26 protein-coding genes and 5 pseudogenes are annotated in these 24,558 nt (G+C 35.2%); 16 read left to right on the forward strand and 15 right to left on the reverse strand.

Annotated elements, in window-relative coordinates; all coding sequences use genetic code 11:
* Window positions 1-27 precede the first annotated feature (27 nt).
* The 3 genes from RHABOEDO_RS06520 to RHABOEDO_RS06530 form a co-directional block, all read right to left on the reverse strand.
* Complete coding sequence (locus RHABOEDO_RS06520; RefSeq protein ID WP_215217011.1) at window positions 28-495, reverse strand: hypothetical protein; 468 nt, start codon at window positions 493-495, stop codon at window positions 28-30.
* Between the two features lie 138 nt (window positions 496-633).
* The gene (locus RHABOEDO_RS06525) at window positions 634-1,167 is read right to left on the reverse strand and encodes a hypothetical protein (protein WP_215217012.1); all 534 of its coding nucleotides are present in this window, start codon (window positions 1,165-1,167) and stop codon (window positions 634-636) included.
* 184 nt (window positions 1,168-1,351) lie between these two features.
* Window positions 1,352-1,966 (reverse strand): hypothetical protein, encoded by a 615-nt coding sequence (locus RHABOEDO_RS06530; protein ID WP_220017451.1) that lies wholly within the window; start codon window positions 1,964-1,966, stop codon window positions 1,352-1,354.
* A gap of 269 nt (window positions 1,967-2,235) precedes the next feature.
* Between RHABOEDO_RS06530 and rimO the strand changes: the two genes are divergently transcribed.
* From rimO to RHABOEDO_RS06570, 8 genes are all read left to right on the forward strand, one after another.
* Complete coding sequence (gene rimO, locus RHABOEDO_RS06535) at window positions 2,236-3,624, forward strand: 30S ribosomal protein S12 methylthiotransferase RimO (RefSeq protein WP_215217014.1); 1,389 nt, start codon at window positions 2,236-2,238, stop codon at window positions 3,622-3,624.
* Window positions 3,621-3,923 carry a hypothetical protein gene (locus tag RHABOEDO_RS06540; RefSeq protein WP_215217015.1) on the forward strand — a complete coding sequence of 101 codons (303 nt, stop codon included), beginning with the start codon at window positions 3,621-3,623 and terminating at the stop codon, window positions 3,921-3,923. Before rimO ends, RHABOEDO_RS06540 begins: the two co-directional genes overlap by 4 nt.
* Window positions 3,893-4,201 (forward strand): hypothetical protein, encoded by a 309-nt coding sequence (locus tag RHABOEDO_RS06545; protein WP_215217022.1) that lies wholly within the window; start codon window positions 3,893-3,895, stop codon window positions 4,199-4,201. Before RHABOEDO_RS06540 ends, RHABOEDO_RS06545 begins: the two co-directional genes overlap by 31 nt.
* Window positions 4,185-4,460: a class I SAM-dependent methyltransferase gene (locus RHABOEDO_RS06550; RefSeq protein ID WP_245397491.1), complete on the forward strand. Its 276-nt coding sequence runs from the start codon at window positions 4,185-4,187 to the stop codon at window positions 4,458-4,460. Before RHABOEDO_RS06545 ends, RHABOEDO_RS06550 begins: the two co-directional genes overlap by 17 nt.
* 245 nt (window positions 4,461-4,705) lie before the next feature.
* Window positions 4,706-5,161 carry a GNAT family N-acetyltransferase gene (locus RHABOEDO_RS06555; RefSeq protein ID WP_215217017.1) on the forward strand — a complete coding sequence of 152 codons (456 nt, stop codon included), beginning with the start codon at window positions 4,706-4,708 and terminating at the stop codon, window positions 5,159-5,161.
* Window positions 5,151-6,491: a sugar porter family MFS transporter gene (locus RHABOEDO_RS06560; RefSeq protein ID WP_215217018.1), complete on the forward strand. Its 1,341-nt coding sequence runs from the start codon at window positions 5,151-5,153 to the stop codon at window positions 6,489-6,491. The genes RHABOEDO_RS06555 and RHABOEDO_RS06560 overlap by 11 nt, the downstream gene beginning before the upstream one ends.
* A gap of 130 nt (window positions 6,492-6,621) precedes the next feature.
* On the forward strand, window positions 6,622-7,677 hold the full coding sequence (locus tag RHABOEDO_RS06565) for a class I fructose-bisphosphate aldolase (RefSeq protein ID WP_215217019.1): 1,056 nt from the start codon (window positions 6,622-6,624) through the stop codon (window positions 7,675-7,677).
* Between the two features lie 155 nt (window positions 7,678-7,832).
* Window positions 7,833-8,132: a transposase gene (locus tag RHABOEDO_RS06570; protein ID WP_215217020.1), complete on the forward strand. Its 300-nt coding sequence runs from the start codon at window positions 7,833-7,835 to the stop codon at window positions 8,130-8,132.
* A gap of 184 nt (window positions 8,133-8,316) precedes the next feature.
* Here the strand turns inward: RHABOEDO_RS06570 and RHABOEDO_RS06575 are convergent, their stop codons facing one another.
* The 3 genes from RHABOEDO_RS06575 to RHABOEDO_RS06585 form a co-directional block, all read right to left on the reverse strand.
* The gene (locus RHABOEDO_RS06575) at window positions 8,317-8,748 is read right to left on the reverse strand and encodes an IS630 family transposase (protein ID WP_320412796.1); all 432 of its coding nucleotides are present in this window, start codon (window positions 8,746-8,748) and stop codon (window positions 8,317-8,319) included.
* Between the two features lie 374 nt (window positions 8,749-9,122).
* A complete protein-coding gene (locus tag RHABOEDO_RS06580) occupies window positions 9,123-10,067 on the reverse strand; it encodes a glycosyltransferase family 9 protein (protein WP_215217594.1) in 945 nt (314 codons plus the stop codon).
* Window positions 10,064-10,996, reverse strand: a complete 933-nt coding sequence (locus RHABOEDO_RS06585; protein WP_215217593.1) for a glycosyltransferase family 9 protein — start codon at window positions 10,994-10,996, stop codon at window positions 10,064-10,066. The genes RHABOEDO_RS06580 and RHABOEDO_RS06585 overlap by 4 nt, the downstream gene beginning before the upstream one ends.
* 264 nt (window positions 10,997-11,260) lie before the next feature.
* Between RHABOEDO_RS06585 and RHABOEDO_RS06590 the strand changes: the two genes are divergently transcribed.
* The 3 genes from RHABOEDO_RS06590 (at window position 11,261) to RHABOEDO_RS06600 (ending at window position 12,831) form a co-directional block, all read left to right on the forward strand.
* Window positions 11,261-12,151 (forward strand): hypothetical protein, encoded by an 891-nt coding sequence (locus RHABOEDO_RS06590; RefSeq protein WP_215217592.1) that lies wholly within the window; start codon window positions 11,261-11,263, stop codon window positions 12,149-12,151.
* A gap of 75 nt (window positions 12,152-12,226) precedes the next feature.
* On the forward strand, window positions 12,227-12,448 hold the full coding sequence (locus RHABOEDO_RS11130) for a helix-turn-helix domain-containing protein (RefSeq protein ID WP_281069576.1): 222 nt from the start codon (window positions 12,227-12,229) through the stop codon (window positions 12,446-12,448).
* Window positions 12,449-12,459: 11 nt separating this feature from the next.
* Window positions 12,460-12,831, forward strand: coding sequence for a helix-turn-helix domain-containing protein (locus RHABOEDO_RS06600; RefSeq protein ID WP_281069577.1), 372 nt, complete (start codon window positions 12,460-12,462; stop codon window positions 12,829-12,831).
* 38 nt (window positions 12,832-12,869) lie between these two features.
* Here the strand turns inward: RHABOEDO_RS06600 and RHABOEDO_RS06605 are convergent, their stop codons facing one another.
* On the reverse strand, window positions 12,870-13,232 hold the full coding sequence (locus RHABOEDO_RS06605; protein WP_220017454.1) for a hypothetical protein: 363 nt from the start codon (window positions 13,230-13,232) through the stop codon (window positions 12,870-12,872).
* Window positions 13,233-13,442: 210 nt separating this feature from the next.
* Entirely contained in the window at window positions 13,443-14,477 is a 1,035-nt protein-coding gene (locus RHABOEDO_RS06610) for an IS630 family transposase (RefSeq protein WP_220017455.1), read from the reverse strand.
* Between the two features lie 69 nt (window positions 14,478-14,546).
* Between RHABOEDO_RS06610 and RHABOEDO_RS06615 the strand changes: the two genes are divergently transcribed.
* Window positions 14,547-14,783, forward strand: coding sequence for a hypothetical protein (locus RHABOEDO_RS06615; protein WP_220017456.1), 237 nt, complete (start codon window positions 14,547-14,549; stop codon window positions 14,781-14,783).
* A gap of 157 nt (window positions 14,784-14,940) precedes the next feature.
* On the opposite strand, the gene RHABOEDO_RS06620 is transcribed toward RHABOEDO_RS06615, so the two are convergent.
* Together RHABOEDO_RS06620 and mutM are read right to left on the reverse strand one after the other, a co-directional pair.
* Window positions 14,941-17,787: a hypothetical protein gene (locus RHABOEDO_RS06620; protein WP_215217528.1), complete on the reverse strand. Its 2,847-nt coding sequence runs from the start codon at window positions 17,785-17,787 to the stop codon at window positions 14,941-14,943.
* Window positions 17,788-17,879: 92 nt separating this feature from the next.
* Window positions 17,880-18,680, reverse strand: a complete 801-nt coding sequence (mutM, locus tag RHABOEDO_RS06625) for a bifunctional DNA-formamidopyrimidine glycosylase/DNA-(apurinic or apyrimidinic site) lyase (protein WP_215217527.1) — start codon at window positions 18,678-18,680, stop codon at window positions 17,880-17,882.
* 74 nt (window positions 18,681-18,754) lie between these two features.
* On the opposite strand from mutM, the gene RHABOEDO_RS06630 reads away from it, so the two are divergent.
* On the forward strand, window positions 18,755-20,047 hold the full coding sequence (locus RHABOEDO_RS06630) for a dicarboxylate/amino acid:cation symporter (RefSeq protein ID WP_215217526.1): 1,293 nt from the start codon (window positions 18,755-18,757) through the stop codon (window positions 20,045-20,047).
* Between the two features lie 259 nt (window positions 20,048-20,306).
* On the opposite strand, the pseudogene RHABOEDO_RS11505 reads toward RHABOEDO_RS06630, so the two are convergent.
* Window positions 20,307-20,546 (reverse strand): annotated as a pseudogene (locus RHABOEDO_RS11505) (IS5/IS1182 family transposase); the annotation flags it as partial.
* Between the two features lie 98 nt (window positions 20,547-20,644).
* The gene (locus tag RHABOEDO_RS11510; protein WP_220017457.1) at window positions 20,645-22,186 is read right to left on the reverse strand and encodes a hypothetical protein; all 1,542 of its coding nucleotides are present in this window, start codon (window positions 22,184-22,186) and stop codon (window positions 20,645-20,647) included.
* Window positions 22,187-22,642: 456 nt separating this feature from the next.
* Between RHABOEDO_RS11510 and RHABOEDO_RS06645 the strand changes: the two genes are divergently transcribed.
* Window positions 22,643-22,825, forward strand: a complete 183-nt coding sequence (locus tag RHABOEDO_RS06645) for a winged helix-turn-helix domain-containing protein (RefSeq protein WP_220017458.1) — start codon at window positions 22,643-22,645, stop codon at window positions 22,823-22,825.
* A 7-nt stretch (window positions 22,826-22,832) separates the two neighbouring features.
* On the opposite strand, the pseudogene RHABOEDO_RS06650 reads toward RHABOEDO_RS06645, so the two are convergent.
* A pseudogene (locus RHABOEDO_RS06650) lies at window positions 22,833-22,949 on the reverse strand (IS5/IS1182 family transposase); the annotation flags it as partial.
* 12 nt (window positions 22,950-22,961) lie between these two features.
* Here RHABOEDO_RS06650 and RHABOEDO_RS06655 point away from each other — a divergent pair.
* Window positions 22,962-23,141 (forward strand): annotated as a pseudogene (locus tag RHABOEDO_RS06655) (transposase); the annotation flags it as partial.
* Between the two features lie 10 nt (window positions 23,142-23,151).
* Here RHABOEDO_RS06655 and RHABOEDO_RS06660 read toward each other — a convergent pair.
* Window positions 23,152-23,895: pseudogene (locus RHABOEDO_RS06660) on the reverse strand (IS630 family transposase); the annotation flags it as partial.
* 13 nt (window positions 23,896-23,908) lie between these two features.
* Window positions 23,909-24,184 carry a helix-turn-helix domain-containing protein gene (locus tag RHABOEDO_RS06665; RefSeq protein ID WP_220017460.1) on the reverse strand — a complete coding sequence of 92 codons (276 nt, stop codon included), beginning with the start codon at window positions 24,182-24,184 and terminating at the stop codon, window positions 23,909-23,911.
* A 165-nt stretch (window positions 24,185-24,349) separates the two neighbouring features.
* Here RHABOEDO_RS06665 and RHABOEDO_RS10845 point away from each other — a divergent pair.
* Window positions 24,350-24,480 (forward strand): annotated as a pseudogene (locus RHABOEDO_RS10845) (IS5/IS1182 family transposase); the annotation flags it as partial.
* Window positions 24,481-24,558: the final 78 nt, after the last annotated feature.

Here is a 24,558-nt window from a genome sequence, read left to right on the forward strand (position 1 = left end):
AAGAGGTTTCATTCCAAGCTAGGATAATCAAATGGCTTTTTTTGGCAAATACTCCTTTGTTTTTTTAGGTAAATTTATTTTTGAATAAGCGTTTGCGAAAAGCTCAGACATTGTATTAAAAGTCTCTCCTCCCATGTTGTGAACATATCCCATAACAATGGCTGCTTTGAAAAAGGGAAGAGGAGGGGCTGTTAGTAAACTTATGCACAATATAGAAGTGAAAAAACCAATAGCTAATAGGGCTGTTTTGTTTATGGTATCATTGATTTTCAATAAAGGATTCCTGAAAGGATCTGGAAATTTTTCTAAGATCTCCTTCTTTCTGATTACATGAGAACCAGCGGTAGCAGCTCCTAAAAGAGCTCCTGATAAAGGACATAGGCAATAAAAGACTCTTCCTATTACAAATCCGACAATTGCTTGCTCTGCTACGTACCTTCTAAGAGATTTTTCTTGATTATCAGGTGTTTTCACTGACATGTCAAAAGACAGCATAAAAACTCCTAAACGTTAATTATAAAAACCAACAAACTAGATAAATATAAAAAGAGCTTGTACTAAGAATTTGGTAAAAAAACAAAGCTCATCTTATTATAACAAGATGAGCTTTTAAGAAACAAGTAGCTAAGAGTGCTAAGAATTGTTACCAACTAAACGATTCCATAGATCGTTTATTTTTTGTGTTGCAATTGGGTATTGTTTGCCGATATCGTTTTTAATATCTATCAGAGATTGCTTAACCGTCTTGCCTTCTTTAGTGCATGCCTGGCGAATTGTTGTAGCTATCGGCTCTGCCACTAAATAAATAGCACTCATTAAGAGACCAGCTCTAAAAAGAGTCGAAGAGCCTGGGAGAATTGTATTAATTACCGCTTTTGCTAAAAAAAATGATCCTGCAACCAAAGCTGTTTTTACAACTGTTCTATTATTTTCGATAAAAGAGAATTTAGCAGAGAGTTGCGCAATTGCTTTGTCTGTTACATACCGAGAACCTTCAGTTGCCAAGCCTAATGCTGCTGATTGAAAAAAAGGAAGGCGACAGACAAAAAATCCCAAGGCTGTACTAAAGGCGGTTTGACCGATTAGATAATCCTTTATATTAGTCTGCTTATTAAAAAATGTTTTAAGTGGCTGACTTAAAAATGGTAAGCTTGCTGGGGTTGACATATAATTTCTCCTTAGTGAAAGTAGAGTATCTTATTAAAGATTAACAACTTTTATTGCCTTATTTAAGAAAATTTTTTGAATAAAAAAAGCTGACCTATATTCTTAAAAAAGATCAACTTATATTAGGATAATCAAAGATTAAATACAGCTGGTTTTTCAAAAAAATCTCAATTAAATTTAGGCTCTACTGTGCATGTACAGTGGTTCCTATTGCAAAAGCCCCGGCTCCAATAACCACAGCAGTAGCAGCAATTTTACTAGCTAAAGCAAGATTATAAGAGTTTAACCCTAAAGAGAAGCTTAAAACAGCAATCGGAACAATTCTAACCGTCTGTTTAAAAGAGGATTGTGAGATATTTTCTGATTCTGGTTTAGAACCATTAACCCAGTTAAATATTTGATTACTAGCACTATTGATAGCATCTAGCCCTTTATCTAAACCTATACTTCCCAATTTTACAGCAACACCTAGCATAAATCCTGTAGGAACGCTTAAGCCCATTAATAAACCTGTAGCTGTACCTAATAGGCCAGCCCCGATATAAGGAACAGTTGGGTGGTGATAAGCAGAATTAAAGATATTTTTTACTTTATTTGCACCCGCTTGAGGATACGCTTTAGTTGCAGTCCACTTTTCGGCAAAAAAGGTTTTAATTTTTTTTGCTAGGTTGGGTTGTTTAGGCGTTATATGATATTGAGCAATATTTCTAATATGCGCATTTTCAGAGTTTTGCCCAAGCTCTATAAGAGCGTCTTCTAGTGATTGAACAGGAGCCGTTGGTTGAATGTTTATTCCCATCGCCTCCTGATATGATGGAGGGAGAGCAAAAGGTGTGAACCTATTTGTTTGTGTTAAAGTTGCCATAATTATTTCCTTTTATATTGTTTATTATTCAAATAGATATTAATTATAAATTAAAACGTAATTAATTTAATATGTTTATTTAATTAATATTTGATGTTAATCTAATCTTAATATAATCTATTAGTAAATATTTTTTTAATAATAAGAACTGGTAGGAAATTCTGCTTTTATTGATACTTCTTTAAGTTTACTAAGGCAAAATCATGAAATACCCTTCTCAGTTAAAAACATTAAAAAATAAAATTCACTTTACTAGCCTTGGATGTGCCCGAAACCTAGTGGATACCGAGGTTATGTTAGGAATGGTGCTAAAGGCTGGCTATCAGATTACAGATCAGCTTAATGAAGCAGATTTTCTAGTGGTTAATACTTGTGGGTTTTTAGCCTCTGCTAGACAAGAGTCTATCGGTTCGGTACATAACTTTTTCCAAGAGAAAAAAACAGAGGCAAAGGTCATTGTGGCTGGTTGCATGGTGCAAAAACATAAAGACCAGCTCAAAGAGCAATTTCCTCATATTCATTACTTTTTAGGCTCTGGGGATGTGGAAAAAATTTTAGAAGCCATTATAGCTGATAGTCCTGGAGAAGCGGTATCTAATGCCCGTAGCTATTTGGAATGGGGTGAGATACCAAGACAGCTATCCACACCAAAGCATTATGCTTATTTAAAAATAGCAGAAGGATGCGCCAAACAATGCGCTTTTTGCATTATCCCCAAGATTAAAGGCCGCCTGCGTAGTAAACCTATACCTCAAATTCTTAAAGAATTTCGTGCTCTTGTTTCTCAAGGGGTAAAGGAAGTGATTTTAATCGCTCAAGATTTAGGGGACTATGGCAAAGACCTAGTCGATAAACAAGGATTAGAGAATGTGATCTCTCTTCTTTTATCTGAAAAAGGTTCTTTTTGGTTAAGGTTATTATACCTTTATCCTGATGAGATCACCGATGGGTTAATTGCTTTAATGAAAGCTGATAAGAGAATCTGTCCTTATTTAGATATGCCCATTCAGCATATTAGTAATCGGATCTTAAAAGCTATGAAACGAAAAACCTCTAAGCAACAGATTATTGAAACAATAGGAAAGTTGCGCAAGAATGTTCCGAATGTGGTCATTCGTACAAGCTTAATGGTGGGATTCCCTTCAGAAACAGAGGAAGAAGTGGATGAACTTATTGAGTTTATCCAAAAACATCCTATCGAACATATTGGGATTTTTAAGTATTCCTGCGAGGAACAATCTACTTCTGCAAAGCTGCCAGATCATATAGTAGAAGAAGTAAAACAGGCTCGTTTTGATAGAGTAGCAAAGGCGCAAATGCAGGTTATTACCCAAAGAAATCAAAAATATATAGGGCAAAAAATACCTGTTATTATAGAAGACACTCATCCTGATTCCCCCTATCTTCTATGTGGAAGGTTTTCTGGGCAAGCACCGGAGATTGATGGTATGGTAATTATCAATGACGCTCGCAAGGTAAAAAATGTGCCCGAGTTATATGAAGTGGAAATCACAGATGTCGCTGATTATGATTTGATTGGAAAAGCCATTCGATCTTTAGAGAAAAAAACCTCACTTAATATGGTTGTATGAAAAAACGAGCTATCTTAAAGCCTAGTCGAGAAAAATCCCTTTTACATCGACATCCGTGGATCTTTTCTGGAGCTATTGATTCTTTGCCAGAGTTTGAACAAGGAGAGATTTTAGAGGTTTATAGCTCTTCTGGACAATATTTAGCACAAGCGTACTTTCATAAAGATAATTCTCTGGCAGCAAGGGCGTTAAGCTTTGATAGAGATTTAGAAGATGTTGTGCTGAATAAGCATTTAGATCGGGCTATTGAGTTGCGTAAAAAAGTATTTTGCCAAAAAAACTATTTGTTTTCGCATTAGTAAATGCTGAAGCAGATGAGCTTCCAGGTCTTATCATTGACATCCACGACACCATAGCTGTTATGCAAATCAATACATGGGGCATGCAGCGTTTAAAAGAGAAAATTCTCTCTTTATTATTAAAAAAACTTCCCCCTATTATCAGGGGTCTTAGAGAAATCCGTTTCTTCAGCACGTTTGCAAGAAGTTTTAGAAGAGAAGAAAGCGATTTTATTTGGGAAAGTTCCTCAAGAGCTGCTTGTAAAAGAAAATGGCTTATCTATGTATGTTACCCCTGAAGAGGGACAAAAAACCGGTTTATTTTTAGATCAAAGAGAAATGCGTCAACTCATTTTTCGTCACGCTAAAGGTAAAAAGATCTGGAATTGCTTTTCTTATACGGGAGGATTATCTTTATTTGCTCTATCAGCTGGTGCTAAGCATGTAACTAGCATAGATGTGAGTAAAAGCGCATTCCATTGTTCAAGCAGATGTATTCGAGTATTTACGACAATTAGATCCTCCTGTTTTTGCAAAGAGAAGGCAAGACATGAATAATGTGCTTAGCTTTGGATATAAAGAAATAAACCGCCTGAGTTTGGCTAAAATGCCTTATGATTCTTTATGATTCTTTTTCAAACACCCGATCATCCTATTTCTTTGTTTCATCCCGAAGGGGATTATTTAAAGAGCTTTCTTCTCAGGGTTTGTTAACAAATAAGTTACCTCTTTTTATAAAAATACCACTTTATTGTATGGTGCAAAGAAAGAAACTCTTTATCTATAAAAGGAGTATGTGTCTTATGAAATTCAAATGGATTACTGTTGACAATATAGAATATGGTTTAGCCAAGATGCTGCGTTGGGAAACGTTGCATAAACCACTTGGTTTAGCTCCAGAAACCGAAGAAATACCAGGGGAAATAAACGGTTTGCATCTGGTTGTTTTAGAAAGCAAAAAAGTAGTGGGCTCGGTTTCCTTCTCTCCAGAGAGTGAAATTAAGGGACGTATTTACCAAATGGTCATGAGTGAAGAGTATCGAGGAAGAGGATTTGGCCGCAAATTACTTTGTACATTAGAAAAAGGGTTGGAAAAAAAAGGCATCTATTACGTGTATCTCTATGCGTATAAAGAAGTAGAAGGTTTTTATCAGCAAATGGGTTATCAACCGGAGGGTCCTACCATTGAAAAAATTGGTATTCCACATCGACTTATGAAAAAGACACTACAAAAAAAAGAGGCAAAATATGGCTCATAAGCAGCGTTTAAGCAGATATATGATCTTTGTTGTGACAACAGCTTGTTTAGGGGGGTTATTATTTGGATATCATACAGCCATTATTTCAGGGGCTTTAATTTTTTTATCTCCGATTTTTCATCTATCTATTGCAGAACAAGGAGTATTGGTTAGCATCATCTTATTAGGAGCTCTTGCAGGGGCCTTAATAGGGGGGTATTTAGCCGATTGCTTAGGGCGTAAATGGACGATTATGCTGACAGCTGTTTTATTTATTTTGGGCTCTTGGATTACAGCGGAATCGCATTCTTATTTTATGCTGCTAGCTGGGCGTGTGGTCAGCGGGATAGCTGTTGGAGTTATTTCTGTAACAGCGCCTTTATATCTTGCTGAAATTGCACCTCCTAATCATAGAGGAGCGATCGTTTCTACTTATCAATTATTCATTACGCTCGGAATTCTTGGAGCGTATATCATTAATTATATTTATGCAAAAAAAGCAGATTGGCAAGAAATGTTTATTATTGGCAGCCTTCCTGCTGCGATTCAATTGCTTGCTCTTTTTTTTACACCGGAATCTCCTGGTTGGCTTTTTAAAAATGGGAAGTCTCGTCTTGCTATTATTGTTTTAGAGAGATTGCGTTTAGATCGAGATTGGAAGGGCCATATTGGTGAAATGAAGCATTCTGCTAGCTCTAGGAATAAAAAAGCTTGGAGGCTTTTATTCTCCTCTAAATTAAGCCCCATTTTATTCATAGGGCTTTTCATTAGCGCCTTTCAACAGATTACAGGGATTAATACGATTATTTATTACGCGCCTCGTATTTTTCAAGGAGCGGGGTATACGTCTGCTATTAGTGCTACCTTTGCTACTTTGTCCATTGGTGTGATTAATGTATTAGCCACACTTGTATCTGTTTGGCTATTAGACCGTATAGGAAGAAGAAGGTTGCTTTTGATAGGAATTGCAGGAATGGTGGTTAGTTTATGCTCTCTTGCTATTACTTCTTTTTTACGCTCTTCATTAATTGATGAAATGGCTGTCGTTAGTTTAATGACTTATGTTGCTTTTTTTGCTATTGGTTTAGGTCCAATCACCTGGGTGTTGCTCTCAGAGATTTATCCATTAAAGGTACGCGGTAAAGCAATGACTCTTGCTACATTTGTAAATTGGCTCTGTAATTATTTTGTTTCACTGACATTTCCTAGTTTATTAGTTTCTATGGGAATTGGAGGATCTTTTCTTGCTTATGGCGTGATTAGCATGATAGCTTTTTGGTTTGTGCTTAGATATGTGCCTGAAACAAAGGAGAAAAGCTTAGAGGAAATCGAACAAATTCTGCAAAAATAAATTTTTTTATAAAAATAAAAGCTAAGAATTTACAGAAATTTGCCTTTTAGATCTTAAAATTCTTTAAAAAAGCTGTTTTTTTATATATAGTTGTCTTTTTTTAAAAATTTTAAAATCTAGAGGTTCTTCTATGTCGCTTACTCATATTGAAAAGCTATTAGGTAAAAAAGCTAAAGATTTACTGGATCATACTTGTAAGATTCCTAAAGAGCGATTGCATCTACCAGGTCCTGACTTTGTCGACCGCATTTTTTCCCAATCTGATCGCAATAATCGCGTGTTAAATAGTTTAAACATGATGTTTCAAGCAGGACGCCTAGGAGGAACGGGCTATCTCTCCATTTTACCGGTAGATCAAGGAATAGAACATACAGCAGGAGCCTCTTTTGCTGCAAATCCCGACTATTTTGATCCTGAAAATATTGTAAAATTAGCTATTGAAGGAGGATGCAATGCTGTTGCTTCTACCTTGGGTGTTCTAAGTATGGTTGCGCGTCGTTATGCGCATAAAATTCCCTTTATGCTGAAGCTAAACCACAATGAGCTATTAAGCTATCCTAACAAATTTGAACAAACCCTGTTTGCAAATGTGGAACAAGCGTATGATATGGGTTGTGTTTCTGTAGGGGCAACAATCTATTTTGGTTCACCGGAATGCCGCACGCAAATACAAGAGGTGTCTCAAGCTTTTGCACTCGCTCATGATTTAGGCATGGCGACTGTCTTGTGGTGCTACTTACGCAATCCTGCTTTTAAAACAGCTGATAAAGATTTTCATGAAGCAGCTGATTTAACCGGTCAAGCAGATCATTTAGGGGCTACGATTGGAGCGGATATTGTAAAACAAAAATTACCTGTAAATAATAGTGGTTTTAAAGCGCTAAAATTTGGTAAGCAAACAGAAAAAATGTACACAGAACTCTGTTCTGATCACATGATTGATCTATGTCGTTATCAAGTGGCAAATGGTTACATGGGCCGAGTGGGTTTAATTAATTCAGGTGGGCCTTCAGAAGGAGCAAATGATTTAAACCAAGCTGTAGAAACAGCTGTTATTAATAAAAGAGCAGGCGGTATGGGCTTGATTTCTGGACGTAAAGCTTTTCAGAGACCTCTTAAAGAAGGCGTGCAAATCCTTCATGCAATCCAAGATGTATACCTCTGTAAAAAAGTTACAATTGCTTAATCTTCATCAAATTTATATAACAAGGCTTTATCTTAGATAAGCCTTGTTTGTTGCTTGAATATGTTTTTTAAGATTATCTAAAAAATGATCTTGCTACAATAAATTGGACATGAAGAACCCGAATAGATTAAAACAAATTTATTAAAGAGGTTCTTATGAGAAATCAAAAAAAATATGATCGAGAATTTAAGTTAAATATAGTAAAGCACTATAGAGAAAGCGGGAAATCCATGACATCGATATCCCGTGATATTGAAGTTCCTATGGGAACTTTAGCCGGGTGGATTCAAGAATTTAAAGAGCAAGGAGAAAAGAGTTTTCCTGGATCAGGCAAGATCAAACCCTGCAATGAAGAGATGTATCGCCTTCGTAAAAAATTAGCAGATAGGAAACAGGAAAAAGATATCTTAAAAAAGGCTATGACCATCTTCTCACGACCAAGAAAAGCAAATTAGAGTTTATGAAAAAGCAGCATTACAAGTGTATAGTGAAGAAGATGGCAAAACTTTTAAAGGTGTCTAGAAGCAATTTTTATTGCTTTGTTTGTAGAAAGCCCAGTAAAAGAGCTAGGGAAACCGCAGAATATCTAAAAAAAATTAAAAGCATTCATGAGCGTAGTCGATCTATACTAGTGCCGATTCAAACGGCTAGCTTAATGGGATTTAAGTCAACGACTTGAAACTTGTCGTTTATCCTACATTTCAAAATATCTGTTATTTTCGGTATCTCTTCTAAGAAGAATCCTCTAATTGCCTGAAAAAAAGTTACCGACGTTTCGTAATATCGATTGTATACCGTCTTTTCCTTTAAGATCTTCCACAAGCGTTCAATAGGATTCAAATTCGGCGAATAAGGAGGGAGATAGTGCACTTTAATCCTAGAAGACATCAGAAACTCTTCTAGTTTCTTATTTTTGTTTGATCTCGCATTATCCAAAATTACATGAATAATTCGAGCCTCTGTCTGTTTTTCTAGCTTCTTGAAAAAATCGAGCATTGCATCGGCATCAACTGTCTTATATTCCTCTGTAAAAATCTTCATTCCTGTCAGGCAAAGAGCTCCAGCAATCAGGGTTTAAGGTCTCCTTTGAATCGGAACCAATATAGATTAAGATTTTAATAAAAGAAATTTAGCTTGATTTCTTCCTATTCGATAATGTGTATTTATACTCGTTTATACATGCCATAATTGCACAAAAAAAAGGGGTTACTCCTTAGACGGAGTAGGTTAAACTCTCCAATATAAACGAGATTTTTTCAAATCTCAAAACTGCTCGTTAAAGAGCAAAAAAATGAGGAGCAACCCATGAAGCCATTATATTGGATTAGATGTATCGATGAAAAACTTTTATCTGTGTGTTGAATGAACAGTTGCTGGCTTTGAAAGTGGCTGTTTATCACATTTATCTATGCCTTAAAGCGATGAGCGCGAATAGAGACCTTGATTTACTTGTTTATAAAATTGGTTTTAATAAAAGCTCGAATAACCTGTTTTGGAGAAATGTACAATTGCCATCTTTCTTGCCGAAGACGAAACCCTTTAAAGTTTGGAATAAAGCGATAAGGTGTAATCACTTTAGTAGAGAACCAGCTGGGGCGCCAAAGGGCCATTTGTTTTTGGCAAGAAGCGATAACAAGGGTAGGGATTTGCAAATTCGAAGCTAAATGGACTGTTCCAGACTCGTTACCGATAAGAAAAGCAGACTCGTAAATAAATCCCGCTAATTCATGTAAAGAGGGAAAAAAAGGTAGAGGAAATCTATCTTTAACCAATAAACACCACTCAGGACGCTCTGAAGGACTGACGCAGAAAGCCACTTCATAACCCTTTTGAACCAAATTTTGAGCTACTTTAATAAATTTATGAGCACTCCATGTTCGTAAAGGCGTTGTACTTGTTGGATGTATCAATACTCGTTTTGGATAGCGATTTTGCTTAAATTCACAGGGGATAACCAATCCGTTGTTTTTTGAAACCTCTGGGCACTGTAAAATAGAAGCAATGGCTCCTACGATATTATCAACCATAGAGCGTGAGCGGTCAAAAACCCGATCTAGTGAAGTTAAACGAGCGTGTTTTCTTTCTTCATAACTAGAATAAAAAACGCTTAATTTATAAAGCTTCCCAAGCTTGTAGAGATCAATGATGGCATTTGATAAAGAACTATTATCATTTTGCAGAATGATGATCTCATAAGCAGAAAGCTGCTTTTCAAGTTCCTTTAGAGAAGAGCGTTTTTTTAAATGATGATTGGGGAACCATGTATTGAGTTGGGGGAGAGAATCCTGGTAGGTAGTAACCATATATCCTTTTGAAAAAAGATATTGAGAAGCAATCATCATAAGAAGACCATCTCCCATTCCCTGTGAACAAATAACAGCAGCTTTCATGCGCTTGCCTGTTTAAGCTTATGAAACGCTTTTAGTGTGCGCGAAACCGAAATAAAGTGCTGCCAAAAATTTTCCCTGATAGGAAGATAGAGGCCTTTGAAATTGGGAAGAGGAAAGGGAAGAGTTACAATATGGCCTGTATGCCAATCAGGGCGCCAAAGACGCACTCTCTTAGGATTTCCAGAAATGGTTAATGTGGGAATGCCGAGGTTTGAGGCTAAATGGCCAATTCCTGAATCATTTCCAATAAAAACCCCCGATTCATATATATAAGTTGCAACCTCGCTCAGATCACAAAAAGAAGGAAGCTCAAATCCTTCTTTTTCCACATGAAGCCAATCAGCACGCTCAGATGGGCTAACAGAAAAGCCAATGCAATAGCCTTCATTTTGCAGGCGATATGCTAGAGCAAGGAACTGAGAAGAAAACCAATTTCTTTTTGGATCATTGCTAGTCGGATGTATCACAATGCGTTTAACAAATCTGCGGCGTATTCCTTTTGGAATATAAATACCGTTTTCTTTGGTTGCGTTCTGTATTTGGAGCACTGTTTGACAGGCTCGGCAAATATTAGACGCAATAGGAAGCCGCGGATCAAAAAGAAAATCTCCTTCTTGAAATTTAGGAGAAGTCGTAGGGAAAAAAAAGGTGAGATTATTCAATTTTTTTGCTTCGCGCAGTCCAAAAAGGTCATAAGCTCTTTTCGAGTGATCGTTTTCGATAATAACGCGCTCAAATGGGACGAAGGTTTTTTCTAACTGATCAGGATAAGGGAGAATGCAAACATCTTTAAAAAGAGAGGTCAACTCTTTTGCATAACTATGAAAAACAGTTGGTTCATATCCAGAGCATTTGAATTGATGGGCTACAATCATCATAAGCAGAGCATCGCCTAAGCCCTGAGCACACATAATAGCTACTTTTTTCATTGCAGGTAAGATTCTTTCAGGTTACTTAGAATAATATGCAAATAATAAAGTTTAAAGCAAGATTGCAGAATACCGAACGGTTTTAATGGGGCATGGGGCAATTACAACGAATTCTGCATTATCAGTTACCCACAAGAGCTTCTTGATCCTTATTTTACAATCGCCTGCCTATTCTTTTTTTAATTCTTCTGTGCACTTTAAACTTGAAAAGATAAATAATAATATGTTAAATTTTTTACCAATTCATTAATGAATGGGAGTTTTATGGGTATTAATTCTACAAGTGATTATGGAGCTTCTTATATTTACTATCCTTTTCCAAGCTTGCCGCTAGGGCACGCTGAATTAGAGATAAATGGAAAGTCGTATACATTCACCAATATAACCGAAATTAGGGATACAATTATAACCGAAATTAGGGATACAATGTGCTGCAGTCAAATAGATGTAGGAGAAACTAGGAAAGTAAAAAGTTTACCGCGGATAAAAATTTTATCGCAGATGATTGAACGTGCAAAGAGCAGAACAAGATGTGGATCGTCGTTTTTTCGTTTTAACATTTCTGTGACACCAAACCAACTTGATGAATTAAAAAAAAATGCTGTAAGAATAAACAGTATAAATTGTTCTGTAGGTGTAGCGAAGGCTCTCAAACAATTTACAGACCTTAAGATTCCTCCGCTGTTTGTAATATCCCCATTAGCATTAGCCTTCTATTTGACCATGGCTAATAAGCTCGGTTCGCAACACGTTTCTCAAATTGAATTTCATCATAATAGTTCATTAAAAAATCTATCTAAAAGCATTTTAGGGGGTTTAGTGGAAGCTGCAGGGCTTTTTTCATTAGTGTTTATTATTACACAGAGTAATTTACGGGATATTTATTATTTTATATTTGATAGTAATTCATTTGATAGTAATTCATCAGAGATTGCAAAAAACTCTATAGGGCTTCTTTTATTATGGTCTATTATATTGGATGGTTATTATTTAAGATCTTGTAGCAATCTATTAATAAAATCCGCTGAAATCTCTAGACAGCTTCTCGGATACAGTTTAAGGTTTATCGGATTCGGATACACTTTAGGGCTTATTATGTGGGATGATTATCCTTCTTCTTGTTTTTGCGGTTATGCTTGCTTGAAATCCATATAACGGCGAATCTCTGGCTAGGGGTCAGTTTTTTCATACTCAATAGCTTAAACACAAAACAAAATATTTTTCTATACGATTGAATCGGAACCACTATATACTCTAGAGAGAGCTGACTTAGAACACAAGTTAAAGCATCCAAAAGACTATTCTGAACGGAATAGGCTTTGTGTAATTTTGGGCTATGATGAGGGTATCTCAACAAAAAATCTTGCTAAAACACTCCGGATAAGCCCTATCACTGTTCAGGAATACCTCAGAGAATATGATTCCGAAAATAAAACTGGAAGTAGCCCTTGAGGCGGTAGCAAATCAAAACTTTCACAAGACCAAAAACAGAGTCTCTACTAAAACACCTACAGGAAAAGACCTATCTTAAAGTCAAAGGGATCATAGCTTATGTGCATGAGCAATATGGGATAAAATATTCCCGAAGTGGCATGACAGATTGGCTCATACAGCACGGATTTGCTTATAAACGTCCTAAAAAGATTCCTGGGAAATTAGATCCTGAAAAACAACGAATTTTCATAGAACAATATTACGAAACGTCGGTGACTTTTTTTCAGGCAATTAGAGGATTCTTCTTAGAAGAGATACCGAAAATAACAGATATTTTGAAATGTAGGATAAACGACAAGTTTCAAGTCGTTGACTTAAATCCCATTAAGCTAGCCGTTTGAATCGGCACTAGTATATTATCAACGTCTGATAATCGATATTATGTTGCATTTGTAAGTGATGCAAACGCTTGCTGAACTTTGTTTTCATCAAAATTGTCACCGGGTATTAGCTGCTTTAGTATAGATATATACTTGTCTTTATATAATTTAAAACTATCTAAATCTAAAATCGTTCTTACTATTCCTAAACGATCGGAATGTTTTTTGTTATGTTGTACTAATCCAGTAATAATTAAACACTGTTTTAGTTGCTCATCTATAACTTTATTAAGTTTTTCTTTTAGTCCTGACTCATAGCCTATGGTTAACCATCTAAAAACAGCCCAACCCGCTTCAAATTCATGTTCTAAACCATCATTAAAATCGCTAAATAAGTCTAGTTGGTTTTTTTTAAATTCCATCATTTCTTTCCAATTCATTGAATGAAAAAAATCTGGTGATACGTAGGGCCATAATGGCTCTGACGGATTTCGATATAACTCACATGTATTAGGTTCTTATTTAGAACTAACAAAAGATAACATCTTCTTGCAAGATAGAGCATTTTTTTCAAAAAAACCTAGTTATACAATTCTTAATTTGAAATCAAACTAGTATATACTAGTGCCGATTCAAACGGCTAGCTTAATGGGATTTAAGTCAACGACTTGAAACTTGTCGTTTATCCTACATTTCAAAATATCTGTTATTTTCGGTATCTCTTCTAAGAAGAATCCTCTAATTGCCTGAAAAAAAGTCACCGACGTTTCGTAATATCGATTGTATACCTTCTTTTCCTTTAAGATCTTCCACAAGCGTTCAATAGGATTCAAATTCGGCGAATAAGGAGGGAGATAGTGCACTTTAATCCTAGAAGACATCAGAAACTCTTCTAGTTTCTTATTTTTGTTTGATCTTGCATTATCCAAAATTACATGAATAATTCGAGCCTCTGTCTGTTTTTCTAGCTTCTTGAAAAAATCGAGCATTGCATCGGCATCAACTGTCTTATATTCCTCTGTAAAAATCTTCATTCCTGTCAGGCAAAGAGCTCCAGCAAAATGCAATCGCAATTGTTTCCCGGATGTCTGCAAAGTCTTTTGAACGCCTTTTTTGATCCATCCACATACGGCTTGGGACTGATGTTCAGGATGCACAGCATCTATGAAATAGATCTCTTCATCAGGGTTTAAGGTCTCCTTTAAAGCCCTATATTGTTCTATGAAAATTCGTTGTTTTTCAGGAGCTAATTTCCCAGGAATCTTTTTAGGACGTTTATAAACAAATCCGTGCTGTATGAGCCAATCTGTCATGCCACTTCGGGAATATTTTATCCCATATTGCTCATGCACATAAGCTATGATCCCTTTGACTTTAAGATAGGTCTTTTCCTGTAGGTGTTTTAGTAGAGACTCTTTTTGGTCTTGTGAAAGTTTTGATTTGCTACCGCCTCGAGGGCTACTTCCAGTTTTATTTTCGGAATCATATTCTCTGAGGTATTTCTGAACAGTGATAGGGCTTATCCGGAGTGTTTTAGCAAGATTTTTTGTTGAGATACCCTCATCATAGCCCAAAATTACACAAAGCCTATTCCGTTCAGAATAGTCTTTTGGATGCTTTAACTTGTGTTCTAAGTCAGCTCTCTGGCTAGGGATCAGTTTTTTCATACTCAATAGCTTAACACAAAACAAAATATTTTTCTATACGATTGAATCGGAACCACTATAGATGTATCAATGAAAAGAACTTTTATCTGTGTATTAAATGAACAAGGTAAGATTGTCCATGAAGGTTCAGAAAAAACAGATCCTGATTTACTAGCAGATTATTTTTCCAAAAGAGATTTTCAAGAAATCGTTATTGGCTTTGAAAGTGGATGTTTATCTCATTACCTAGTCACAGGATTTAGAAAAAGAGCTATAGATCCCCTATGTATGGATGCAAGGAAGCTGAGTACGATTCTTGCGCTTTGAAAATAAATAAGACAGACAAAAATGATGCACGAGGAATCGCACTAGTATAATTAAAGTATTTGGAAAAAATCTATGTATTTTCCAACCTGTAAATCTTATTTCTAATATATTTGAGTATAGAAAGAAAACCACTTATTAGAGCGGTTCTCTTAAAGCTTTATGCTAAAGCAACTTGACAGCTTTTCCAAACTTCTAAGGATTTCTGTCTATATGCTATATCTCTTTCTTTTTCAGCATTGCTAGATATCTTACGAAATCGTTGACCAATCTCTTGAGATGTATTCCAAACACTACCTATACTATAAGTAGACTTTGCCAAGGCAAACCAGAAAATAGTTTGAGGCGAAGAAGTTAAACGTCTATGAACTACCCATAGATTAATAGATCTAGCAGCTGCACTCAAATAAGGGATTTCAGGCAACCTTCTTATTCCTTTTGTAGTTAACCAGATAATTGCTATAACTGTAAAACGATTTCTCCAAATAAACTCTTTGACTCCTATGATTGCATTACCAGATCGAATAATCTGGACAGGAACATGATTGATAATAAAAGGAATCCCCTTAGCTACAAAAAGGTGTCCTATTCGTTCATGTGCTCGATAGATTGAAAAAATAGAAGCAAATATAGCAGATATGATTAAAGCAACTTTGAAACAGGTATTGCAGAAAGTATATGCGGGAACTTTGGGAAGTTGAATCAAACAAACTTCTTTCCACTTAGGATAAAAGACTTGCTTGCTCACTTTTTCTGCAGCAGCAGTTATGCCATCAGGATTTTTCTGAAAACTTTGATTAAAAACCCATGTTAAAACTGCATCTCTTTTGAACTTAGTCGCTTCTCTATATCTAATACCTTGATCTGGTATACCAGCAAACACGTCTTCAGCATTTTCATCTTTACTGCGTAGTAATGTAAGCAGTTTTTCTAGAGAAATGCGCTTTTCTATTTCTTGAGAAGCGTTATGTACGGTTTCAGCATAAGACTTAACTTGGTTTTCAGCTAAATTTATATACCCTATTTCATTCTGATTAGACTCGACTTGAGGCTTTAAAATCTTTTGAGAGACCAGAATCCATTCTATCAATCTTTGATAAGCTCTATTTTCAGCATACGTTAAATTCTTAGTACCGGTTAAATCTTCGGCAGAAACCGACGTTATTTTTTCAAGTATTTCTCCAAAACCAAGAAAGTCAAGAAAATCTTCCTGGCATACTCGCTCTTGATAATCTCGAATAAATCCTATTAAATCAGTTTCATTTTTTAATAATCTCAATAAAGAATCATCTTCCGCAAAAGGAAGAATTTTTTTCATTTCCTGAATCTTTTGGTTTTCAATAAATCTTGGCAAATATCGATCACAAGAGATTGGCGTGAAATTACCAGAAGCAATTGTCCTTTGCAGCTCTTGAAGTAGTTCAGGTCTAAGCGTAGATTCAGAGCAACTTGTTTTTATGTTATTTCTATCTACCGCATTATTTAAATTTTCCTTTACTTCATCTAAAGCAAAAAGTTCTTGGAGAAAGTTATCCCAACCTTCTTTTAATTCTGGTAAGTCAATTTTTTCGCCTTTTAGATAGAGGAGTAAGTCTTGAAATTTTTGGAAATTAGAAGATAATATAGTTTCTTTTAGAGGGCTATTTCGAATATTTTCTATCTCTTTAAAAATAACATCAATATCTTCATACTTTTCATGATTCCAATCTTTTATTTGGTCTTTAATCCAATCCGTGATTTTTTCTCGAAAGCTTTGAGAGGTTTTTATTTTTTCTTGAATGGTCTTGATAATTGTATCAACAGTATATTTCTGGAAGAAATCATTTAGTAATTGGTAGGTGTCAATGCTCTGTGAAAGATATTCTATAATATTCTTAGTTCCTGGAATTCCAAGAAGCCTACCCATATTGCCCATGTACTTAGTAAATTGATGGGTTGTATCAGAAGTCCTGTCGTCTAAGCCTAGCTTTTGAGCTTCTGCTTTAGCGATCTCTTCGCGTTTTTTAGCTAAAATTTCGATTAAAGTTCCTTGAAGATCTTTATCATTGGAAACACCCTCTTCATTATAAATGTTGTAATATACATCCATAGCCTCACCCATATATCGGGCTCCGCAATGTCCCCCTGCAATAGCTAAATCTAAAGCTACACGAGCCTGTGTTTCTAAAAGATTCTTGTATTCGCATTTTTTATCTTCAGCAAGTTCATCATAGATAAACGAACCAGACTTATTTTTATTTTTATCTTCAAAGTCTGTTACATTTTCTCTTACTTTGTGAATAGAAAGACGAACCGCATCTTCAATTTGTTGATAAAAATCCATAAGCTGAAATACATCATGAGTTGATGGAGTTCCTATGAACGCTTCTCTTGTATTGACTCTATGTATAAACTCATTGAGGTTTTTTCTTAATTCTTCCGGAGAAAAAATTTTATTTTGTTCTTGGCGGGATCCTTCTGCCATATATCCTGGAGCAGCTTTATCTGTAAAATTAATTTTATCAAAAAGCTCTTTCAAAGTATCGACTTTAATATCTTCTGGCACATGACTTGCATCTAAACCAATTTCTTCTGTTTTAATGTGATCTACGTCGATTTCATCACTGGCAAATTGTTTAAGAAATAAAGCATGACCTGGTGAAGCTCTTTCTGAAAAGAGACGAAAGGTAGTTGTAACAATCCCCCACCCCATAGAAACAATCCAGAAAACAATTTTGAAAACAACTAAATGAGCATTTTCAGGAAAAGGAATTTGGCTCCAAGAACCGTAATAACTAAGAACTGTGTACTTGAAAGAGGTACCAGCACCCCCTAAAGTTTTAAAGAGAGCATCTTTTGAAGAAACAAAGAAAATGCTAACCAACTGAAAAGAGCGTTGTGCGCATACTTGCACTTTTTCAAGAGTAGTTGTTTTTTTGTTATTTTGACATATGTCAAAAGCTACGGTATAACTAGGATATTCAATTTTTCCAGAACTATCCATTCTTTCAGGAAATACAAGACTCATTTAAAAAACCTCACTTTAAATGATTTTGATTCAAAAGATAATAACATTAACTTCTTATTAAAACAAACATTTATTTTATTTAGAGATAGATGCTAAATCCCTTGACAAAGCGGACAAAAGTGGGTCCCTCTTTGTTGGAAGGCTATTTTCTGAATAGGGTTTTTACAAATAGGACAAGGCTGCTTTTCCCTAGCATAGACCCATAAATGATTTTGGTTTTTACCTGTTTGACCATTTATAGCATGAAAATTGGCGTTTCCCTTTCCTAAGCTGGTTCCTCCTTGATCAAGTCCTTTTTGCAGGACCTCTCGAATGGCAAAGAATAAAATCTTTGCTTCTGCAAAGGAGATGCTAGAGGATTTTCTTTGAGGATGAAGAGCTGCTTTCCACAGAGCTTCGTCGGTATAAATGTTACCTAAACCTGCAATCAAGGTTTGGTCTAATAGAGCTGCTTTGAGAGGTTGTTTTCTAGATAATAGCAACTGATACAGCTCCTCTGGCGTAAAACAAGGATCAAGAGGCTCTTTACCTAACTTCTGAAAAACCTCTTCTGGCTTATTGGTGATGAGGAAGGTCCCAAAACGCCTGGTGTCTTTAAAAAAAAGCGGAGGCTGATCGAAGAAGAAAAAGGTTGCCCGATCATGCTTTTCTTTTTTCGGTTTTATCAGAAACTGCCCTGTCATACGCAAATGAACGATCAAAGATCGATTTTCAAAAGCAAAATGCATATATTTTCCACGGCGGGTAATAGATAAAAGAATTTGATCTTTTAGTGAGTCGAGTGCTTTTTGCGTATTGAGTTTAAAATCATGTACCTTAACTTTGATAAGATGTTTTTTTTCAAAGACTTTTAATTGATTAACAGTGGTTTGGACTTCGGGCAATTCAGGCATAAGAAAATGGATAAAAATGAAAAGTTTAGGTAGACTAGCATAGGAATTACATAAATTTAAAGGAATACAAAGTAATGACTAGTAAAAAAAGACAAAGCCCCTGGAAAGTATTAATTGCAATCGCTTTAGGAATTATTATAGGAGATTGTACGCAACAAGGGAAGAGTATTTTTGGAATAGACCTATTTTCATCGCTTCACCCGTTTTATGAGTTTTTTGGCTCTTTATTTATTAATGCTCTAACTCTTGTTGTAATCCCTTTGGTTGCTTCTTCTGTGATTACAGGCATTGCTCGTATAGGAGATCAAAAATCTGTGGGAAGGCTAGGGTTAAAGATGGTGACTTTTTACATAAGTACAACTCTTCTAGCTATTTTAATAGGGCTTTTTTTTGTAAATATAATCGGCCCTGGTCTTTCTATTACCCCGGAACATGTGTCCTCTTCTGCTGATTTGACAGACATGAAGCACCAATTAGTTGAAACACATGCAAATCATCGCTTTAGCGAGCTTCTTCTAAAGATTATTCCTTCGAACATCTTTGCGGCCTTTGCTAAAACAGAAATGCTGGGAATTATCTTTTTTAGTTTACTCTTTGGATACTGTATTTCTAAGGTTAAATCCCATTTTTCTCAAACCGTTTTAGATTTTGCAAAGGGTATCTTTCAAATTATGATTGAATTTACCCATGTCGTTATTAAATTTTTACCTATAGGTGTCTTTTTTCTCGTTGCTAAAACCATGTCTGAAACAGGACTGCATTCGCTCTATTCCTTGGGATTATTTACAGTAACGATTTTCTTAGGGTTTATATTTTTTACCTTAGTCGCTCTTCCTCTTTTATTAAAATGGATAGCTAAGGTCTCCCCTGTTCGTCATTTTAAAGCCATGACCCCTGCTATCATTACTGCTTTTTCTACCAGTTCTTCTTCAGCTACCCTCCCCATTACTATTGACTGTGTAGAAAAAAGAGCCGGCGTATCCAATCGTATTTGCAGTTTAGTTATTCCTTTAGGAACCTCTTTGAATATGTCAGGCTCAGCTTTATATGAATGTGTAGCAGCTATGTTTATTGCTCAAGCCTATGGAATTGAACTTTCTTTTGTCACACAATTTTCTATAGTCCTACTTGCATTGATCTCTTCCATTGGAGTAGCAGGCGTTCCTTCTGCTAGTTTAGTTGCTCTTATTGTGATCTTAAAAACCATAGGACTTCCCATTGATGGAATTGGATTGTTTATTGCAGTTGATCGTTTATTAGATATGTGTAGAACGGCCGTAAATGTATTTAGCGACAGCTGTTGTGCGGTTCTTGTGGCTCGTTCTGAGGGAGAAAAAAGTGTATTAGCAAAAAAGGTTTTTGACTAAACTTAATAGTGAAAATTTTCAATTTAAAAAGAGAGCTATTCATGTTTGTAAAAGGCAGTCTAATGGTCAATGGATTGTGATTGCATAAGTTTCCCTTTTTTCAATCATTCTATATATTGTATTTATCTTCTTTTATCAAAAGGTTTTCTTACTCTTCCTTTTAAGCGTTCGAGTTCTTTTATGAAGTTTTCCCAGCCCTTGATATCCACTATACATGCCATAATTACACACAAAGAAGGGGTTGCTCCTTAGAGCCTGTTTAAAATCTTTTCAAAAGTAGAGCAATAAAAGCAAGAACCACCATATTCAGGCTTGTATGTAGTTTTCTTTCGCAATTTTTCCATAGCCTGCGACATTTTTCTATCCACGCAAAAGAACACTTTACAATCCATCTTCTAGAAATGACTGTAAAAGTATGAAGTGCATTTCTTTTTGCTATTTCTACTATATATTCTAATATTTCCTGTACACTCTTTGCAAATCTTTCTCCAGAATATCCTCAATTTTGAAAAGATTTTAAACAGGCTCTTAGTTGCAAAAGCTGTTTTTCTTTACTATTTACCACTAAGTGTCAATTTAAGTCTTATCTATTGCAAATTATACTTGAGTATGGCCTTGTCTCTGTGAAGTTGTTAAGTTATTAACGAGATGTAAACTACGCTTGTATCTTCTTTTTTTCTTAAACATGAAAATACTAGCTAATAAACTTCCAATTATAAATAGACCTGATACTATTAATGCAATCCCTTGTTGAATATTTGTTGATTGAGTTATTTTAGGTTCTGTTGTTGTGATTGGTTCAGATATTGCTGTTGAAGTAGCAGCTGTTAGTTTTGTTTGCTTAACTGTTGTTTCTGAAGCGGTTGTTGATTGAGTTAGTTCAAGTATTGTAGTTGGTTTTTCTGATGTTGTGATTGGTTCAGATATTGCTGTTGAAGTAGCAGCTGTTAGTTTTGTTTGCTTAACTGTTGTTTCTGAAGCGGTTGTTGATTGAGTTAGTTCAAGTATTGTAGTTGGTTTTTCTGAAATTTTTGTATATCGAGTTAATCTACCACACTGCTCTTCTAATTGAGTAATCTTGCTCTCTTTTTCTTTTAAAGACTTATTACATATCTGATTTTCTTCTATGCAATGATCATTTGTAGTTCTTAATTCTAAAGCTATTTCTTCTAGATAAGTGTAAGTCGAACGAAGATCATCATACATTTTTTCTCCCTGTAATGTTATCTCTATACATTTAGATCTCTCATTTTTCAAATCCTTGATATTTGAATCAATCAAACGTCTAATCTCTTTGTCCTTAGTTGATGTTATGTTACGTTTTTCTTCTTCACAAGTAACTAAGGAGTTTTTACGAGTATTTCTTTCAAGGGTTAGATCATCAAATGGTATATCAATAGATCTTGTATGTCTTGCATGAAATTGAGTTCGTTCAAGTGTTATTGGTTCTGTTGTTGTACACTGCTTTTCTAATTGAGCAATCTTGCTCTCTTTTTTTTTTAAAGACTTATTACATATCTGATTTTCTTTTATGCAACGATTGTTTTTAATTATTAATTCTAAATAAGCTATTTCTTCTACAGTGTAATTCGAAAGAAGATCATTATACTTTTTTTTTCCCTGTAATGTTATCTCTGTACATTTAGATCTCTCATCTTTCAAATCCTTGATATTTGAATCAATCAAACGTCTAATCTCTTTGTCCTTAGTTGATGTTATATTACGTTTTTCTTCTTCACAAATAACTAAGGGGTTTTTACGAGTATTTCTTTCAGAAGATCTTGTATGTCTTGCATGAATACGCTTTGACCGTGGAATATTTCCATATTTTGGATCTGTAAACCCATTTCCAACTTTCACCTTAGCCACTCTATCTACTTTTCGATTTGAAGAAAATATATTGGTAGCATTCATTGGAGATTCATTTGAAAATGCCTCTATAGAATTTATTAGACTATCATCAGGGAAGGGACCTCGAAAAGATCTATCTGCTTTTCGATTTGAAGGAGACATATTGGTAGCATTCATTGGAGATTCATTAGGCAAGGGACCTCGAAAAGATCTATCAAAATATATACTAGTATTACTTTCTGTATTAAAAGATCCATTGATTGCTATACTTGAATTTATAAAGCTCATTTTTATTTCCTAATATTAAATTATTCAACTTTTTAAAAAACAAAAACACGAATACTTATTTGTTGCAAAATTTCGCGAAAATAAATAACCTAAATAACGCTGAAGTTATTCTTTTATGAAAAGTATATTATCTTGAATTTTATGCATACATCATTTTAAGTCTCATAAAGATTAGCATACATTTGTTCTCCCTTGAATGTTATCTGTGTATACTGAAATGCATTAGAAAAAAGACTTTTCAAACACTAAATTCATTGAAATTTTCTAATGGATTGAGATATGAGTTTTGCTCATATGCAACTAAAAGCGAACTTTTTAACAAGAAACTAAAAAGACATCCTCAAGGCTCGTCATCGCCATGAACGGAATAAAAGGCTATGCGATAGAATCAAATCTATTTTATTGTTAGATGAAGGGTGGGGACATACCCACAAGTAGCACATGCTTTAATCCTAGATGAGGACATGCCGGCTCAATCAAGGCCAACTTAAACAACTAAAAATCTATGTAAAAGAAGAAGCTCCCAGTTCAGCTAAACAAGTTGTCAATTTTGCCAAAGACCAATTTGGAATATGTTATACGCCATCAGCTATGGTTTCTTTATTGCATCGGTTAAACTTTACCTATAAAAAGCCTTAGAGCCTGTTTAAAATCTTTTCAAAAGTAGAGCAATAAAAGCAAGAACCACCATATTCAGGCTTGTATGTAGTTTTATTTCGCAATTTTTCCATAGCCTGCGACATTTTTCTATCCACGCAAAAGTCGGAAAGAGAAAACAAGCTGTGTAATTATTGATGCTCAAAGTGTTAAAAATACTGATACAGCGGAGAAGAAAGGATATGATGCAGGAAAAAAAATATCAGGAATAAAAAGACATATAGTAGTCGATTCCCAAGGGCTTCCTCATGCGATTCACATTACCACCGCTAATATCACTGACAGAAATGGGTGTATATAGTGCCGATTCAAACGGCTAGCTTAATGGGATTTAAGTCAACGACTTGAAACTTGTCGTTTATCCTACATTTCAAAATATCTGTTATTTTCGGTATCTCTTCTAAGAAGAATCCTCTAATTGCCTGAAAAAAAGTCACCGACGTTTCGTAATATCGATTGTATACCTTCTTTTCCTTTAAGATCTTCCACAAGCGTTCAATAGGATTCAAATTCGGCGAATAAGGAGGGAGATAGTGCACTTTAATCCTAGAAGACATCAGAAACTCTTCTAGTTTCTTATTTTTGTTTGATCTTGCATTATCCAAAATTACATGAATAATTCGAGCCTCTGTCTGTTTTTCTAGCTTCTTGAAAAAATCGAGCATTGCATCGGCATCAACTGTCTTATATTCCTCTGTAAAAATCTTCATTCCTGTCAGGCAAAGAGCTCCAGCAAAATGCAATCGCAATTGTTTCCCGGATGTCTGCAAAGTCTTTTGAACGCCTTTTTTGATCCATCCACATACGGCTTGGGACTGATGTTCAGGATGCACAGCATCTATGAAATAGATCTCTTCATCAGGGTTTAAGGTCTCCTTTAAAGCCCTATATTGTTCTATGAAAATTCGTTGTTTTTCAGGATCTAATTTCCCAGGAATCTTTTTAGGACGTTTATAAACAAATCCGTGCTGTATGAGCCAATCTGTCATGCCACTTCGGGAATATTTTATCCCATATTGCTCATGCACATAAGCTATGATCCCTTTGACTTTAAGATAGGTCTTTTCATGTAGGTTTTAGTAGAGACTCTTTTTGGTCTTGTGAAAGTTTTGATTTGCTACCGCCTCGAGGGCTACTTCCAGTTTTATTTTCGGAATCATATTCTCTGAGGTATTTCTGAACAGTGATAGGGCTTATCCGGAGTGTTTTAGCAAGATTTTTTGTTGAGATACCCTCATCATAGCCCAAAATTACACAAAGCCTATTCCGTTCAGAATAGTCTTTTGGATGCTTTAACTTGTGTTCTAAGTCAGCTCTCTGGCTAGGGATCAGTTTTTTCATACTCAATAGCTTAACACAAAACAAAATATTTTTCTATACGATTGAATCGGAACCACTATAGAAGCATTTTCACTACATAAAAACAATTTGTTCGGTGTAAAAAGTGTTTTAGCATATGAAGGATATTCTGGAGAAAAATTTGCAAAGAGCGTGCAGGAGATATGATGGGTTGTAGAGCGTTCTTTTGCGTGGATAGAAAAATGTCGCAGGCTATGGAAAAATTGCGAAAGAAAGCACATACAAGCCTGAATATGGTGGTTCTCGCTTTTATTGCTCTACTTTTGAAAAGATTTTAAACAGGATCTAAGTAATTTTTCCTTTCCCTCCATTTAGGAAAGAAGTATAGCAAAAATCTAATTACACAAGAAGTCCAA

This window comes from Candidatus Rhabdochlamydia oedothoracis, from assembly GCF_019453995.1.
GTDB classification, from domain to species: Bacteria; Chlamydiota; Chlamydiia; order Chlamydiales; family Rhabdochlamydiaceae; genus Rhabdochlamydia; species Rhabdochlamydia oedothoracis.